This is a genomic window from Luteimonas panaciterrae (genome assembly GCF_020511115.1).
GTDB classification, from domain to species: domain Bacteria; phylum Pseudomonadota; class Gammaproteobacteria; order Xanthomonadales; family Xanthomonadaceae; genus Luteimonas; species Luteimonas panaciterrae.
The window spans coordinates 474,020-489,043 of sequence record NZ_JAJAVH010000007.1; the positions used below are offsets into that span (position 1 = coordinate 474,020).

12 protein-coding genes and 1 other RNA gene are annotated in these 15,024 nt (G+C 65.9%); all 13 read right to left on the reverse strand.

The features are described 5' to 3' along the window. Positions 1-140: 140 nt before the first annotated feature. The 13 genes from ftsA to LG367_RS10245 all read right to left on the reverse strand — a co-directional run bounded on the left by ftsA (position 141) and on the right by LG367_RS10245 (position 14,766). Entirely contained in the window at positions 141-1,376 is a 1,236-nt protein-coding gene (ftsA, locus tag LG367_RS10185; protein WP_226469121.1) for a cell division protein FtsA, read from the reverse strand. Then, positions 1,373-2,152 (reverse strand): cell division protein FtsQ/DivIB, encoded by a 780-nt coding sequence (locus LG367_RS10190; RefSeq protein ID WP_226469122.1) that lies wholly within the window; start codon positions 2,150-2,152, stop codon positions 1,373-1,375. Before LG367_RS10190 ends, ftsA begins: the two co-directional genes overlap by 4 nt. Further along, positions 2,149-3,624, reverse strand: a complete 1,476-nt coding sequence (murC, locus tag LG367_RS10195) for a UDP-N-acetylmuramate--L-alanine ligase (protein ID WP_226469123.1) — start codon at positions 3,622-3,624, stop codon at positions 2,149-2,151. Before murC ends, LG367_RS10190 begins: the two co-directional genes overlap by 4 nt. Next, positions 3,621-4,943 (reverse strand): putative lipid II flippase FtsW, encoded by a 1,323-nt coding sequence (gene ftsW, locus LG367_RS10200; RefSeq protein ID WP_226469277.1) that lies wholly within the window; start codon positions 4,941-4,943, stop codon positions 3,621-3,623. Before ftsW ends, murC begins: the two co-directional genes overlap by 4 nt. A gap of 5 nt (positions 4,944-4,948) precedes the next feature. After that, positions 4,949-6,037, reverse strand: a complete 1,089-nt coding sequence (gene mraY, locus LG367_RS10205; protein ID WP_226469124.1) for a phospho-N-acetylmuramoyl-pentapeptide-transferase — start codon at positions 6,035-6,037, stop codon at positions 4,949-4,951. Then, entirely contained in the window at positions 6,027-7,493 is a 1,467-nt protein-coding gene (locus tag LG367_RS10210; RefSeq protein WP_226469125.1) for a UDP-N-acetylmuramoyl-tripeptide--D-alanyl-D-alanine ligase, read from the reverse strand. The genes mraY and LG367_RS10210 overlap by 11 nt, the downstream gene beginning before the upstream one ends. Then, entirely contained in the window at positions 7,490-8,992 is a 1,503-nt protein-coding gene (locus LG367_RS10215) for a UDP-N-acetylmuramoyl-L-alanyl-D-glutamate--2,6-diaminopimelate ligase (RefSeq protein WP_226469126.1), read from the reverse strand. The genes LG367_RS10210 and LG367_RS10215 overlap by 4 nt, the downstream gene beginning before the upstream one ends. Next, positions 8,989-10,845: a peptidoglycan D,D-transpeptidase FtsI family protein gene (locus LG367_RS10220; protein ID WP_319004017.1), complete on the reverse strand. Its 1,857-nt coding sequence runs from the start codon at positions 10,843-10,845 to the stop codon at positions 8,989-8,991. Before LG367_RS10220 ends, LG367_RS10215 begins: the two co-directional genes overlap by 4 nt. 14 nt (positions 10,846-10,859) lie before the next feature. Continuing rightward, complete coding sequence (gene ftsL / locus LG367_RS10225; protein ID WP_226469278.1) at positions 10,860-11,123, reverse strand: cell division protein FtsL; 264 nt, start codon at positions 11,121-11,123, stop codon at positions 10,860-10,862. After that, positions 11,123-12,070: a 16S rRNA (cytosine(1402)-N(4))-methyltransferase RsmH gene (gene rsmH, locus LG367_RS10230; RefSeq protein ID WP_319004018.1), complete on the reverse strand. Its 948-nt coding sequence runs from the start codon at positions 12,068-12,070 to the stop codon at positions 11,123-11,125. The genes ftsL and rsmH overlap by 1 nt, the downstream gene beginning before the upstream one ends. Then, positions 12,067-12,513, reverse strand: coding sequence for a division/cell wall cluster transcriptional repressor MraZ (mraZ, locus tag LG367_RS10235; RefSeq protein WP_226469128.1), 447 nt, complete (start codon positions 12,511-12,513; stop codon positions 12,067-12,069). Before mraZ ends, rsmH begins: the two co-directional genes overlap by 4 nt. 517 nt (positions 12,514-13,030) lie before the next feature. Then, positions 13,031-13,380: RNase P RNA component class A (gene rnpB / locus LG367_RS10240), an RNA gene on the reverse strand. Between the two features lie 60 nt (positions 13,381-13,440). Then, positions 13,441-14,766 carry an OmpP1/FadL family transporter gene (locus LG367_RS10245; protein WP_226469129.1) on the reverse strand — a complete coding sequence of 442 codons (1,326 nt, stop codon included), beginning with the start codon at positions 14,764-14,766 and terminating at the stop codon, positions 13,441-13,443. Positions 14,767-15,024 lie beyond the last annotated feature (258 nt).

Sequence of the window (15,024 nt, forward strand, 5' to 3'; positions counted from 1 at the left end):
GCCAAGTACTACGTGTCGTCGTCGCCTCGCCTGCCGCTTTGAAGCCGGGAACCGATAACCGGCAGCCGACAACCGAAAAGCAAGAGCGAACGCTCCTGTATTTCGGCTACCGGTTCCCGGCTTCCGGCTCCCTTCCATCATCAGAATTCCCCCCGGTACCAGTTCTTCAACTTGTTGAAGAACGTGCCGGCGCGTCCGGTCGGAATCACCGGGCGGCGCGGATGCTCGATCTGGCTGCCCATCAGCAGCAGGCCGACGCCGGTGGCGTGCACCGGATTGCCCACCACTTCGCCAAGACCGGTCACGTGCTGCGGAATGCCCACGCGCACCGGCATCTGCAGCATCTCCTCGGCCAGTTCGACGACGCCTTCCATCTTGGAAGCGCCACCGGTGAGCACCATGCCGGCGCGCACGTGCTGCTCGAAGCCGGAACGGCGCAGTTCGGCCTGCACCATCTCGAAGATTTCCTCGTAGCGCGCCTGCACCGCCTGCGCCAGCGACTGCCGCGGCAGACGGCGCGGCGGACGATCGCCGACGCTCGGCACCTGGATCGATTCCTCGCTCGTCGCCAGCTGCGCCAGCGCGCAGGCGTAGCGCACCTTGATCTGCTCGGCCTCGGGCGTGGGCGTGCGCAGCATGTGCGCGATGTCCTCGGTGACCTTGTCACCGGCGATCGGCAACGAAGCGGTATGGCAGATCGCGCCCTGCACGAACACGGCCAGATCCGTGGTGCCGGCGCCAAGATCGACCAACACCACGCCGAGTTCGCGTTCGTCGCCGGTGAGCACCGCGGTGCTGGAGGCCAGCGACGACAGGATCAGATCGTCGATCTGCAAGCCGCAGCGCTGCACGCACTTGCTGATGTTCGCTGCGGCCGACTGCGCGCACACCACCAGGTGCGCATGCACTTCCAGGCGCACGCCGGTCATGCCGACCGGATTGCGGATGCCTTCCTGCGAATCGTCGAGCACGTACTCGCGCGGGATCGCATGCAGGATCTTCTGATCGGCGGGAATCGCGACGGCCTTGGCCGCTTCGAGCACGCGATCCAGATCGGCGTAAGTCACCTCGCCATCGCGGATCGGCACGATGCCGGGCGAATTGCGGCACTGCACGTGATTGCCGGAGATCGACGCATATACCGAACGGATTTCGCAGCCAGCCATCAGCTCGGCCTCTTCCACCGCGCGCTGGATCGACTGCACCGTGGATTCGATATCCACGACGACGCCGCGCTTGAGCCCGCGCGATTCGTGCGAGCCGATGCCGATCACCTCGATGGGATTGCCCGGCGAATACTCGCCCACCAGCGCCACCACCTTGGAGGTGCCGATGTCGAGTCCCACGATCAGTGCCTTGTCGCCTTTGCGGTTCATGTGCGTGCCTGCCTTTGCGGCGTGTTGCGCCCGCTTGCGGCAGCGGGTGGGGGGGATGCGGGTGCGGCGGGCGTGTCGGTAGCCCAGCTCAGCGCGAAACCGTTGGTGTAGCGAAGATCGGCACGCTGCAACGGCAACGGCTTGGAGGCGAGCAGTTGCGGCATCAAGCGCGCGAAGCGCGCCAGGCGCAGACGCGCCTCCTGACTGCCGACGATCAGTTCGGTGCCGTTCGACAAGGTCAGCGACCAGCTGCCGCGGCGATCGAGCGATACGCCACTCACCTTCCTGCCTTCCGCCGCGAACATTTCACCGGCCTCGTTGTAGAGCGCGACCACGTCCTTGATGCGCGCGGCGGGCGCGTCGACATCGAAGCGTGGCAGCCCCGGCGGCACGGTCATGCTGCCGATCGGGAATACGTTGCCGCGCTCGGACAGCAATTCCTTGTCGCCCCAGCGCGCGAACGGCTTGTATTCGACGATGCGCACTTCGAGCACGTCCGGCCAACGCTTGCGCACTTCGGCCTGCTCCACCCACGGCAGCTTCGCGACCGCGGCCTGCGCGTCCTGCAATTTCACCGCGAAGAAACCGCTGCGCGCATACGGCAGCACCGTGTTGCGCAGCTGTTGCGCATCCACGCGCTTGAGTTCGCCACCCACACGCAGCGTGCGCAGCGGCCAGCGATCCGCGCCGATCCAACCATTGAGCACAGCGACGACCGGCAGCACCACCAGCGCCAGCGCCAGGCTCCAGACGATCAGGCGCAGCAGCGCGCTCATGCACCCTTCTCCGGCGCTTTGACAGGCTCGAAGCCGTCGATGGCGATCTGCTGCGCCGCGTAGCCGATGTCACCGGCGCCCATCATCAGCAACAGGTCGCCGTCACGCAGGATGTCGGGCAGCACCGAGCGCAGTTCCTGCGCGCCGTTGACCACGACCGGATCGATGCGCCCGCGCGCACGGATCGCGCGCGCCAGCGACTTGGCATCGGCGCCGGCGATCGGTGCCTCGCCGGCCGGGTACACCTCGGTCAGCACCAGCGCATCGACGTCGGACAGCACGCTGGCGAAATCGTCGAACAGATCGCGCGTGCGCGTGTAGCGATGCGGCTGGAACGCGACCACGAGCCGATGCTGCGGCCAGCCGCCGCGCGCGGCCGCGAACACCGCCGCCAGTTCCTTCGGATGGTGGCCGTAATCGTCGACCAGCTGCACCGTCGCGCCCTGCGCGGTGTGCAGTTCGGCCAGCAGATTGAAACGGCGGCCGATTCCCTGGAATTTTTCCAGCGCGCCGGCGATCGCCTCGGCGGGAACGCCAAGCTGCCACGCCACCGCGGCGGCGGCGAGCGAGTTCTGCACGTTGTGGCGGCCCGGTAGCGCCAGCGTGACCGGCGTGCGCGAGGCATCGGGCAGGCACAGCACGTAATGCATGCGGCCGCCCTGCTGCTCGACATCCTCGGCGCGCACTTCCGCCTTCTCGTCGAAGCCATAGGTCATCACGTGGCGCGGCATGTCGCTGGCCAGCTTGACCACTTCGGGATCGTCGATACACAGCACCGCGATGCCGTAGAACGGCAGACGGTGCAGGAATTCCGAGAACGCGGCCTGCACGCGCGCGAAATCGCCGCCGTAGTTCTCGAGATGATCGGCGTCGATGTTGGTGACCACCGCCACCAGCGGATTCAGGCGCAGGAAGCTGCCATCGCTCTCGTCGGCCTCGGCCACCAGCCAGTCGCCGCTGCCCAGGCGCGCGTTGGCGCCGGCCGCGAGCAGCTGTCCGCCGATCACGAAGGTCGGATCGAGCCCGCCCTCGGCGAGCACGCTGGCGAGCAGCGAGGTGGTCGTGGTCTTGCCATGCGTGCCGGCCACGGCGATGCCGCGGCGGAAGCGCATCAGTTCGGCCAGCATCTCGGCGCGCGGCACGATCGGGATGCGCTGCGCGCGTGCTTCCAGCAGTTCCGGGTTGTCCGGCTTGATCGCGCTCGACACCACGATGCAGTCGGTGCCCAGCACGTTGGCGGCGGCATGGCCGCGATGCACGTTGGCGCCGAGCTTGGTCAGACGGCGCGTCACCGCGTTGTCGGCCATGTCGGAACCGGAGACCTGATAGCCGAGCGTGCACAGCACCTCGGCGATACCGCTCATGCCGACGCCGCCGATGCCGACGAAATGCACGCGCGAATAGCGGCGCGCGAAATCGCCCGGCGAGACGCCGCCCTGGCTGTCCTTGGCGTCGTACAAACGGCGGATCATGCGTGCTGCCCCATCGTTGGTTCAACACGACGGCGAAGATCGCCGCCGCGAGCAGCCGCGGGCGTCGCCTTCACCTGCTTCGGCCGCACGGTGGCGGCGTCCTTCTGCGGCTCGGCATTGGCTTGCACCGCATTGGCGGCTACCTGCGCGCCTTCGCCGCGCAGGCGCGCGACCTGGCGCTCGGCGCGATCGAGTTCGTAGGACACGCGCAGCAGCAGGCCGAGCGCGGCGCAAGTCATCAGCACGCTCGAACCGCCAGAGGAAATCATCGGCAGCGTCAGCCCCTTGGTGGGCAGGATGCCGAGGTTCACGCCGATCGAGACGAAACTCTGCAGGCTGATCCACAACGCCACACCGAACGCGCAGTAGCCGGCGAAGTGTCGGCGCATGCCGACACAGCGATAACCGACCCAGAACGCGCGCCCGACCAATGCCACGTATAGCCCGATCACCAGGCACACGCCGACGAAGCCGAGTTCCTCGGCGATCACCGAGAAGATGAAGTCGGTATGCGCTTCCGGCAGGTACGACAGCTTCTGCACCGAGGCACCGAGGCCGACGCCGGTCCATTCGCCGCGGCCGACCGCCATCAGCGCGTTGCTGAGCTGGTAGCCCGAACCAAGCTGATCGGCCCACGGATCGAGGAACGAGGTGAGACGGCGCACGCGATACGGTTCGAGGATCGCCACGAACGCGAATACCGGCAGCCCGATCACGATCGGCATCGACATGCGCGGCAGATTGACGCCGCCGAGCACCAGCATGCCGGCGGTGATCGCCAGGATCAGCGAGGAGGAGCCGAAATCCGGCTGGATCAGCAGCAGCGCGACCAGCGCCACCGCCACACCGAGCGGCTTGAGCATCGCCGGCCAGGTGGCGTTGACCTCGTCACGGAAGCGCACCAGATAGCTCGACAGCCAGACGATGTAGAGCAGTTTGATCGCCTCCACTGCCTGGAATTTCGAGACGCCGAGATTGATCCAGCGCCGCGCGCCGTTGACGGTACTGCCGACGCCTGGGACGAACACCAGCAGCAACAGCACGAAGCAACCGAGCAGGAGCAGCTGGTTGTAGTGCTCGATGGTCTTCAGCTCGGTGCGCATCGCCCAGATCGCCAGACCGATGCCGACGGCGAGGAAGACCAGATGGCGGTTGAGATAGTAGAAGGGCCCTACCCCCATCGCGATCGAACTCGAGGCGACCATCACCACGCCGAGACTGGCGAGCGCGATCGAGACGCCGAGCAGCCAGCCGTCGTAACGGCCCGTGATGGCATCGAGCCGGGTCGCCTGTTTCACGCTACCGAGGTAGGAAGACATGTTCATCAGCGCACCTTCAATGTGGCGAGCCCGACAAGCACGAGAATCACGGAGATGATCCAGAAGCGCACGATCACGCGCGGCTCCGGCCAGCCCTTCAGTTCGAAGTGGTGGTGGATCGGCGCCATGCGGAACACGCGCTTGCCGGTCAGCTTGAACGAGGCGACCTGGATCATCACCGACAGTGTTTCGATCACGAACACGCCGCCCATGATCACCAGCACCAGTTCCTGGCGAACAATGATCGCCATCGTGCCGAGCACCGCGCCGAGCGCGAGCGCACCGATGTCGCCCATGAACACCATCGCCGGATAGGTGTTGAACCACAGGAAGCCGAGACCCGCGCCGGCGATCGCCGCGCAGATGATGACCAGCTCTCCGGCACCCGGAATCTGCGGAATCTGCAGATAGGACGAGAACACCGCATTGCCCGAGGCATAGGCGAACACGCCCAGCGCGCAAGCCACCAGCACCGTGGGCATGATCGCCAGGCCATCAAGGCCGTCGGTGAGATTGACCGCGTTGGAGAAGCCGACGATCCAGAAGTACGCGACCACGATGAAGAACGCGCCGAGCGGAATCGCCACCGTCTTCAGCAGCGGCACGAAGAACATGGTCGCCGCCGGCACGGTGGAATCGGCGGTCATGTACAGGAACACGCCCGCGGCGAGGCCGAAGATCGACTGCAGCAGATATTTCCAGCGCGACTTCAGACCGTTGGGATCGCGCTTGACGATCTTGATCCAATCGTCGAGCCAGCCGATCGCGCCGAAGGCGAGCATCACCGCCAGCACCAGCCACACGTAGCGGTTGCGCAGATCGCCCCACAGCAGCACCGACAGCAGCACGGTGATCAGGATCAGCGCGCCGCCCATGGTCGGCGTGCCGGCCTTGGAGAAGTGCGTCTGCGGACCGTCCGTGCGGATCGGCTGGCCGCCCTTGTACTGCGCCAGCTTGCGGATCACCGCCGGCCCCATCCACAGCGACAGGAACAGCGCCGTCAGCGCGGCGAGGATGCCGCGGAAGGTCAGATAACCGAACAGGCCGAACAGGCCTTCCAGCTGCTGCAGCCAGCGCGTCAGTTCAAGCAGCATGTGTGGCGCTCCCCTTTTTGTTCGGCCCGTTCTTGTTGGGCCCGCCCCTGTTCGGCTCGCCACCGTCGGCCGCCAGCAGTGCCTTGACGATGCGATCCATCGCGCTGCCGCGCGAACCCTTCACCAGCACGCGCACGGTGGCGTGCAGTTCCGAGCGCAATGCTTCGATCAGATCTTCGTGCGTGGAGAACGTGCGAGCGCCCTCGCCGAAGGCTTTCGCCGCCATCGCGCTCAGGCCGCCGAGCGCGTACAGCCGCGCGATGCCAGCTTCCTTCGCGCGCTTTCCAGCGGCCTCGTGCAGCTGTTGGCCGTCGACACCCAGTTCGCGCATGTCGCCCAGCACCAGCCAGGTTTCGCCACTGGCGCTGGCGAGCGTGTCGATCGCAGCGTTGAGCGAACCGGGGTTGGCGTTGTAGCTGTCGTCGATCAGCACCGCGCCGTTGCCGAGGCGATAGCGCATCAGGCGTCCCGCCACCGGCTGCACGTCGCGCAATCCGATCACGATATCCTGCAGCGATGTTCCGCATGCATAGGCGAGCGCCGCCGCGGCCAACGCGTTGGCGACGTTGTGCCGGCCGGCCATTGGCACGACGGCATCGGCCTCGCCCTGCGGCGTGATCAGGCGGAACTGCGTGCGATCGTCGGCGACGCGCAGGTCGCGCGCCGTGATCTCGGCTTCGGCATCGAGCGCGAAGCGGATCTGGCGGCGGCCATGAGCACGGGTGGCGAAATACGGAGCGAAAGCGTCGTCGGCGTTGATCACCGCGATACCGTCGGCCGGCAACGCGTCGTAGATCGCCGCCTTAGTGTCGGCGACGCCTTCCACGCTACCCAGCCGCTCCAGGTGCGCCGGTGCGACGTTGTTCACCAGCGACACGCGCGGACGCACGATCGCCGTCAGATAGGCGATGTCGCCGGGCTGGCCGGCGCCCATCTCGTAGATGGAGAAATCGGAGTTTTCCGGCGCATCGATCACCGACAGCGGCAAGCCGATCTCGTTGTTGCGATTGCCGGGATTGGCGTAGGTCTTGCCGACGCGCTGCAGGATCGACAGCAGCAGCGTCTTCACCGTCGTCTTGCCGTTGCTGCCGGTGATCGCCACCACCAGCTCGTCGCGCGTGTGCTGCAGCGCGGCCGCAATCGAAGCCAACGCGCGCTCGGTGTCGGCGACCACGATCTGCGGCAGCGCCACGTCCTGCGCTTCGGACACCAGCGCCGCGCGCACGCCGAGTTCGGCCGCTTCGGCGACGTGACGATGGCCGTCGAAGCGCTCGCCCTTGAGCGCCACGAACAAGGCGGCGGACTCAGTATCGCCGGCGGCATTGCCAAACGTGCGCGTGTCGGTGATCACCGCATCGATGAGCAAATCCTGCGACGACGAATCCTGCGCGCGACCATGACCATGCAGCTGGCCGCCGGTCCATTGCGCGATGCGGGACAACGGGACCGGGATCATGCCACCCCTCCCGTCGCCGCGCCTTTCGTCGATCTGCTCTCCAGCACGGCACGCGCCACTAGCGTGTCGTCGAACGCGTGCTTGACGCCTGCGACTTCCTGGTACGGTTCGTGGCCCTTGCCGGCGATCAGCACGATGTCGTCCGGACCGGCTTCGCCGATCGCGCGCGCGATCGCGGCGGCGCGGTCGCGCTGCACCAGCACCGCGGAACGATCGCGAAACCCTTCGAGGATGTCGGCGATGATCGTATCGCCATCCTCGAAACGCGGATTGTCGTCGGTAACGATGACGTAATCGGCGTTCGCTTCCGCGATCACCGCCATCTGCGGACGCTTGCCGCGATCACGCTCGCCGCCGCAGCCGAACACGCAGATCAGACGTCCGCGCAGATGGCCGCGCAGCGATTCCAGCGCCTGCTGCAGCGGATCGGGCTTGTGCGAGTAGTCGATCACCACCAGCGGCAGCACGCCATCGCCACCGAGGCGATTCATGCGGCCGGGAATCGGCTGCAATTGCGGCAGCGCGGCGGCGATGTCGTCGTCGGTCTCGCCCAGCGCATGCAGCACGCCGGCCACGGCCAGCAGATTGTCGATGTTGAAGCGACCGAGCAGCGGCGAATGCACAGGGTAGCGCGCATCGCCGAGCACCAGATCGAAGGCGATGCCGGACGCGTCGAGCGCGACGTTCTCCGCACGCACCTGCGCCTGCGACTGTCCGCGCGCGCTCAGACCGACGCCACGCACCGTCTGCGGCAGCTGCGCCAGCAGCGAAGCACCGAAGGCGTCGTCGAGGTTGATCGCGGCCGCGCGCAATCCGTCGCGCGAAAATAGCTTGGCCTTGGCGGCACCGTAACTTTCCATGTCACCGTGGTAATCGAGATGGTCGCGGGTGAGATTGGTGAACACCGCCACGTCGTAGTGCACGGCGTCCACGCGGCCCTGGTCGAGCGCGTGCGAGCTGACTTCCATCGCCACCGCCGCCGCGCCCGCGTCACGCAATTCGGCGAGCAGCGCATGCATCTGCAACACCAGCGGCGTGGTGAACCCGGTCGGCACGGCCGCGCCGTACAAGCCCGCGCCCAGCGTGCCGATGGTGCCGGTGCGGCGACCACGCGATTCCAGCGCCTGCGCGATCAGCTGCACGGTCGAGGTTTTGCCGCTGGTGCCGGTGACGCCCACCATGGTCATGGCGCGCGACGGCTCGCCGTGGAACTGATTCGCCATCGCGCCCATGCGCGCGCGCAATCCCGGCACGGCGATGGCATCGGCAGGCGCCGGCAGGTCGGTAGGTGCGGGAGGCTCGAACAGAATCGCCCCCGCACCCGCCGCCTTCGCCTGTTCGACGAAATGCAGGCCGTGCGTGCCGAAACCGCCGATGGCGACGAAGGCATTGCCGGGTTCGATGGCACGGCTGTCCTGCACCAGTCCGGTGATCGACAGCGACGGCGGCACCGTATCGACATCGGGCAGCAGTTCGGCGAGCAGCATGCTGCGCGTCATTGATGCGCTCCCGCCGCCGGCGTGGCCGCGGCCACGGGCAGACGCGCCGTCGTGGTCTTGCCCGCGTTCTTCTTGGCTTCCGCCTTCGCCTGCTCGGCCAGCCAGGTCTCGATGTCGTCCGGCGGCACGTCCATCAGGCGCAGCGCGCCTTCCATGACGTTGCGGAACACCGGCGCCGCGGTGAGACCGCCGAAGTGCGAACCCTTGGTCGGATCGTCGATCACCACCGCCATCGCGAAGCGCGGATTGTCGACCGGCACGATGCCGGCGAAGAAGCCGACATAACGACGCGAATAGCCGCCGTTGCTGGCCTTGTGCGCGGTACCGGTCTTGCCGGCGACGTGATAGCCGAGGATCGTGCCCCAGGGATAGGCGGTGCCGCCGGGTTCGGTCACCGTCTGCATCATCTTCACCACTTCGTGCGCGATCTGCGCATCGAGCACCTGCTTGGATTCCGACTCCTGGCGCTCCTTGCCCTTGATGAAGGTCGGCGTGTACATGCGTCCGCCGTTGGCGAGCGCGGCGTAGGCGTGCGCGATCTGCAGCGGCGTCACCGAGATGCCGTAGCCGTAGGACAACGTCTGCTTGGTCGTGCCGCTCCAGCGCGAAGGCGGCGGGAACAGGCCGGCCGCTTCGCCGGGGAAGCCGCTCTGGGTGCTCTGGCCGTAGCCGAAGCGACGCAGGAAGTCATAAAAGCGCTGGTTCGGCAGCAGCGCCGCGATCTTGGCCGCACCGACGTTGGAACTCTTGCGGATCACGCCCGTGGTATCGAGCACACCATAGTTATGTGTGTCGGTGGTGCGGTACTTGCCGTTGGGCATCCAGCCTGGGTTGGTGTTAAACGTGGTGCGCGGCGTGATCACGCCGGCTTCCAGCGCCGCGGCGACGGTCAAAGGCTTCATCGTCGAACCCGGCTCGATCAGGTCGGTGACGGCGCGGTTGCGGTGCGCGTCGCGATTGCCGGTTTCCACCGCGTTCGGATTGAACGACGGCAGGTTCGCCATCGCCAGGATCTCGCCGGTGGCGATGTCGACGATCACCGCCGAACCGCTGGCGGCGCCGGATTCGTCCAGCTGACGACGCAGTTCGCGATAGGTCAGGAACTGGATGCGGCGATCGATGCTGAGCGTGAGGTCCTTGCCCGGCTCGGCGGCGCGCACCAGATCGACGTTCTCGACGATGCGGCCGCGGCGGTCGCGGATCACCTTCTCCACGCCGGGCTTGCCGCGCAGCCAGTCGTCGAATGCCAGTTCGATGCCTTCCTGGCCTTCGTCGTCGACGTTGGTGAAGCCGAGGATGTGCGCCATCGCCTCACCCTGCGGGTAGAAGCGGCGGTATTCGCGCTGCGAGAACACGCCGGGAATCTTCAGCGCGAGGATCTTCTGTGCCTCCACCGGATTGATGCGGCGCTTCAGGTACAGGAATTCCTTGTCGGCCTTCTGCGTGAGCTTGCGCGTGAGCACGTCCTGCGACACGCCCAGCACGCGCGCCAGCTCGGGGATGCGGTCCGGCGCCTTGAGCAGCTCGTGCGGATTGCCCCACACGCTTTCCACCGGCGTCGAGACGGCGAGCGGCTCGCCGTTGCGGTCGGTGATCATGCCGCGCGAGGTCGGAATGGGAATCTCGCGCAGGATGCGCGCGTCCGCCTTCTGCTGATAGAAGGCGTTGTCGACCAGCTGCAGATCGACCGCGCGCCCGACCAGCGCCACCACGCACAGGCCGAGCGTGCCGATCACCAGCCGCAGGCGACCGCGCAGGTTGAACTGCGCGCGATTGCGCGACTTGCGCGGCGGCGGCGCGCTGCCGCTTGTTTTGAAGCGCCTGGACTCGCGCGAGAAAGGCAGCTTGATCATGTCCCGGATGCCTTTCATGGCCGGATCACCACGATGTCGGCGCTTTCCGGGAACTTCATGCCGAGCTTGGTCCGCGCGATCTGATCGATGCGGTTGGCTTCGGCCCAGGTCGCCTGCTCGAGCTGCAGGCGGCCGAAATCGACGTTGAGCTCGTCGCGCGCGTGTTCGAGCTTGGCCAGCTGCACGAACAGCTGGCGGTGCTGATGGCGCGCATTGACCACGCCCACCGCGCTGAGGATGTTGGCGATCACGAGGATGGCAAGGAGGACGCGCAGGATCATGCAGCGGCCTCCAGCTTCTCGGCCACGCGCAGCACGGCGCTGCGGGCGCGCGGATTGGCCGCGAGCTCGGCCGTGTCGGCCTTCTGCGCGTCGCCGATCGCGCGCAGCGTCGGCACGAAAGATTCCGCCGCCGGCAAACGTCGATTGGCCGGCGGCGCTTTCGCATGCCGCGCGATGAAACGCTTGACGATGCGGTCTTCCAGCGAATGGAAACTGATCACGGCCAGCCGTCCGCCTGTCTTGAGGTTGGCATAGGCGGCGTCGAGGCCGCGCTCGAGGTCGTCGAGTTCGCGGTTGATGTGGATGCGGATGGCCTGGAAGGAACGCGTGGCCGGGTGGATGTCGTGCTTCCCACGCGGCATATTCGAAGCAATCACTTGCGCCAGATCGGCAGTGCGTGTGATCGGCTGCTGCGCGCGCCGCGCCACGATCGCGCGGGCGATGCGGCGGCTCATGCGCTCCTCGCCGTAGGTCCACAGCACGTCGGCGATTTCCTGTTCGGAGGCGCGCGCCAGCCACTGCGCCGCGCTTTCGCCGCTGTCTGGATCCATGCGCATGTCGAGCGGCCCGTCCTTGCCGAAGCTGAAACCACGCTCGCCGACATCCAGTTGCGGCGAGGACACACCGAGATCGAAGAGAACGCCGTCGAGGCCGTTCTGCGCGGCATCCCAGTTTGCGAGGTCGGCGAAGCTGCCGCGGCGGATGGTCACGCGCGGATCGGTGCCGAATTCACGTTCGGCGACGGCGATCGCTTCGGGATCCTTGTCCATCAACAGCAGCCGACCTCCTCCCCCCAAGCGTTGCAGCACGCCGCGCGCGTGACCGCCGCGACCGAACGTGCCATCCAAATACGTTCCGTTCTCCACCACCCGCAGCCCTTCCATGACCTGCTGCCACATGACGGGGAGGTGGCCGGACGCGATGTCCGCGCCACCGCCCGTCACAACTGCAAACCGAGCATGTCCTCGCCCAGATCGGCATCACCCAGCGTCTGCCTGATCTGCGCGAGATGCGCCTGCTCGCTCCACAACTCGAACTTGTCGCCCATGCCCACCAGCACGGCCTTCTTTTCCACACCGATCGCGTTGCGATGGCTGGCCGGCAGACCGATGCGGCCATTGCCGTCCGGCTCGACGAAGGTCGCCGCGCCCACCAGCTTCAACTGCAGATTGCGGCTCACCGACTTGGTGCGCGGCAGCGCGTTCACCTGATCGCGCACGCGCTCCCACACCGGCTGGGGATAGAGGTAAAGACAACCCGACTCGAAGGGGTTGTAGGTGATCACCAGGCGGTTGCCGCACTCACGCGCGACAAGGTCCCGGTAACTGGTCGGGATCGCCAGCCGGCCCTTATCGTCAATTGTGATGGCGGTCTCGCCTTGGAACACGACAACCTTCTGGTTTTGCCCGTCTTCGGCGGGCTTCAACGCCGGAAAACCACATAACTCCCGGTTTTCCCACGAAGCGCCACCTTAGGAGCGCCGCACAGGGTTGTCAACAACTTTCAGAAGGAAATTTACTTAGGCGCGTCAAGGACTTGCAGAGAACTTCAGAGACTTGTTCAAGCTTTATCCACAAGCTGCTGTTTCATCTCAAATTTTGAGATTCGACCAGTCTCATGGTTGACGAGACGCACAAATGAGCACGGTGCCACAGATCTGCTGCGACGCAACAACGGTGGAGATTCCGAGATTGTCCTGGAATTGGAGCGAAATTCTAATTTCAGAAGAAAAATCACTCTCAATTAAAACAATAGAGCCGCCCGCAGGTCGCCGCCAAACCCGACGAGGAGCCCCCTTGAGTCAAGGGGGCGCCGCGACAGCGGCGGGGATCGGAAGCACATAGCGGGGCCCAAAGTTTGCCGCGCAAACTTTGGGGCTTTCAGTGCGAAGCACTGGAAGCGCGGGGCGGAGCCGGCCGATAAGCCGGGTTCTGTCGTGAGCAGTCATTCCTCTAGGCGCAGCGTCACCGCTACGCTCAAGCAGCCTACCCGGAGACACCGCGGGCCGCGGCATTGCCTCCCTATTTGGCCTTGCTCCCGGTGGGGTTTGCCGTGCCGGTCCGTTACCGGACTCGCGGTGCGCTCTTACCGCACCATTTCACCCTTGCCGTCCTGCTTGCGCAGTCTTAGGCGGTATCTTTCTGTTGCACTTTCCGTCGGCTCGCGCCGCCCAGGCGTTACCTGGCACCGTGCCCTGTGGAGCCCGGACTTTCCTCGGCACCCTTGCGGATGACGCGACTGCCTGGCCGACTCCGCCGTGTCGATTATCGCACGCCGCCTTCCCGCTGGGCTGAAGAACGTCCGCCCGCGGACCTCAGAAGACGTACCCGAACGATGCCGACAGCAGATCGATGTTGGCGCTGTAGCTGCCGTTGATGCGGCCGAAGTTCGAGGTGGTGGTGATTTCCGGCTCCCCGTTGAACAGGTGCAGATAGCCGACATCGACCACCGTGCGATCCGACGGCTTCCACTCGAAGCCGAGGCCGAGCAGACGGCGATCCGCATCCGGCAGGCGCGCGTTGCGATGCTCCAGGCTCGTGGGTGTCTGGTCGTAGCCGATGCCGCCACGCAGCAGCCAGCGTTCGTTGAGCTGGTATTCCACGCCGATCGACACTGCGGTGGTGTCGCGGAAACCGTAGGTCTCCACCACGTTGCGCTCGCCCGGCGTCGTGTCGAAGTCGAGCACCAGTTCCTGGAAGCTGGTCCATGCGGTGCGCGAGATGTCGCCGGTCACCGCCCAGCGATCGTTGAACTTGTGAAACACGCTCAGGATCGCGACCGCCGGCGTATCGAGCCGGGTACTGCCCTTGCTGGATTTCAGCAGCGGCGGCAGGTTGTCGAGGATGGCCTGTTCGGTGGCGTTGCGCGCCTGCGGCGGCCGGAACGTGCCCTTGCCATCGATGTCCTGCTTCACCTTGGACTGATAGCTCAATCCGATGTGCGTGTTCTCGGTGACGCTGAGCAGCACGCCCAGCTTGAAGCCCCAATCGGTGGCATCGCCTTCGATGGTCGCCTTGCCGTCGCGCTGTTGCGATTGCCCCAGGAACAGGCCGTAATCGACCGCCTGGCTCAGTTCCGCATCCAGCCGCTGGCCGTACACGCTGACACCGAAGCTGACGTAGGGATTCACGTCGTAGGAGAAGCTGGCGCCAAGGTCGATCACGCGCAGATCCGACTTCAACGCGCTGTAGCGTCCGACCCAGCCATTGTCGTATTCAGTCTTCAATCCGAACGGCGCATCGATGAAGAAACCCAGATGCGCCTTCTCGCCGATCGGCGTGGCGAAGAACGCGGACGCCACCGGCAGCAGATCGCCAGCATCGCCGCCATCACCGCCGGTGAGCGGCTGACGCGTGAAGTTGTGCGTGCCGCCGTTGGAATCGTATTCGGCGCTGAGGTTGATCAGCGTGGCGTCGGCTTGGAAGATCGGCCGTTCACCCAGCAGGCGCATGCCGGCGGGATTGTTGGAAACGATCGCGGCATCGCCCGGCGCGGATGCACGCCCGGCGAAAGCACGGCCGAGCGCGGCGGCGCTGTTTTCCCGGATCTGGAAACCGCCGGCAATGGCATCTGGAGCGATGACGAAAGAAGCAACAACGGCGACGGTCAATACGCTCGGAACGAATAGCTTGCGGTTCATGCCTACCCTCTTGTCAGTGAAATTGCGGAATCCCCGATAGAATTTCTTGTCGGCCCCGCAAAATCGCGTGAATCGCGCACGCTGAAGCGCGCATGCAACGTGTCGAGCCCGTCCATACGCAATGTCCAATCCGAATCAGCCATGCGGGATAGCGGATCGGGCCAGATACCCGGCCTCTTGAGGCCATCACTTCCGCGCGCGCTGATCATTCGCACGGTTCGATGCATGGCGAACCGTGTGAACTATTCGATCCCTGGA

What these genes read in the sequence shown, in the direction of transcription:
- ftsA (WP_226469121.1), bottom strand. Translation starts at nt 1,376, where the DNA reads ATGAACCGCAAAGGCGACAAGGCACTGATCGTGGGACTCGACATCGGC.
- LG367_RS10190 (WP_226469122.1), bottom strand. Translation starts at nt 2,152, where the DNA reads ATGAGCGCGCTGCTGCGCCTGATCGTCTGGAGCCTGGCGCTGGCGCTG.
- murC (WP_226469123.1), bottom strand. Translation starts at nt 3,624, where the DNA reads ATGATCCGCCGTTTGTACGACGCCAAGGACAGCCAGGGCGGCGTCTCG.
- ftsW (WP_226469277.1), bottom strand. Translation starts at nt 4,943, where the DNA reads ATGTCTTCCTACCTCGGTAGCGTGAAACAGGCGACCCGGCTCGATGCC.
- mraY (WP_226469124.1), bottom strand. Translation starts at nt 6,037, where the DNA reads ATGCTGCTTGAACTGACGCGCTGGCTGCAGCAGCTGGAAGGCCTGTTC.
- LG367_RS10210 (WP_226469125.1), bottom strand. Translation starts at nt 7,493, where the DNA reads ATGATCCCGGTCCCGTTGTCCCGCATCGCGCAATGGACCGGCGGCCAG.
- LG367_RS10215 (WP_226469126.1), bottom strand. Translation starts at nt 8,992, where the DNA reads ATGACGCGCAGCATGCTGCTCGCCGAACTGCTGCCCGATGTCGATACG.
- LG367_RS10220 (WP_319004017.1), bottom strand. Translation starts at nt 10,845, where the DNA reads ATGATCAAGCTGCCTTTCTCGCGCGAGTCCAGGCGCTTCAAAACAAGC.
- LG367_RS10245 (WP_226469129.1), bottom strand. Translation starts at nt 14,766, where the DNA reads ATGAACCGCAAGCTATTCGTTCCGAGCGTATTGACCGTCGCCGTTGTT.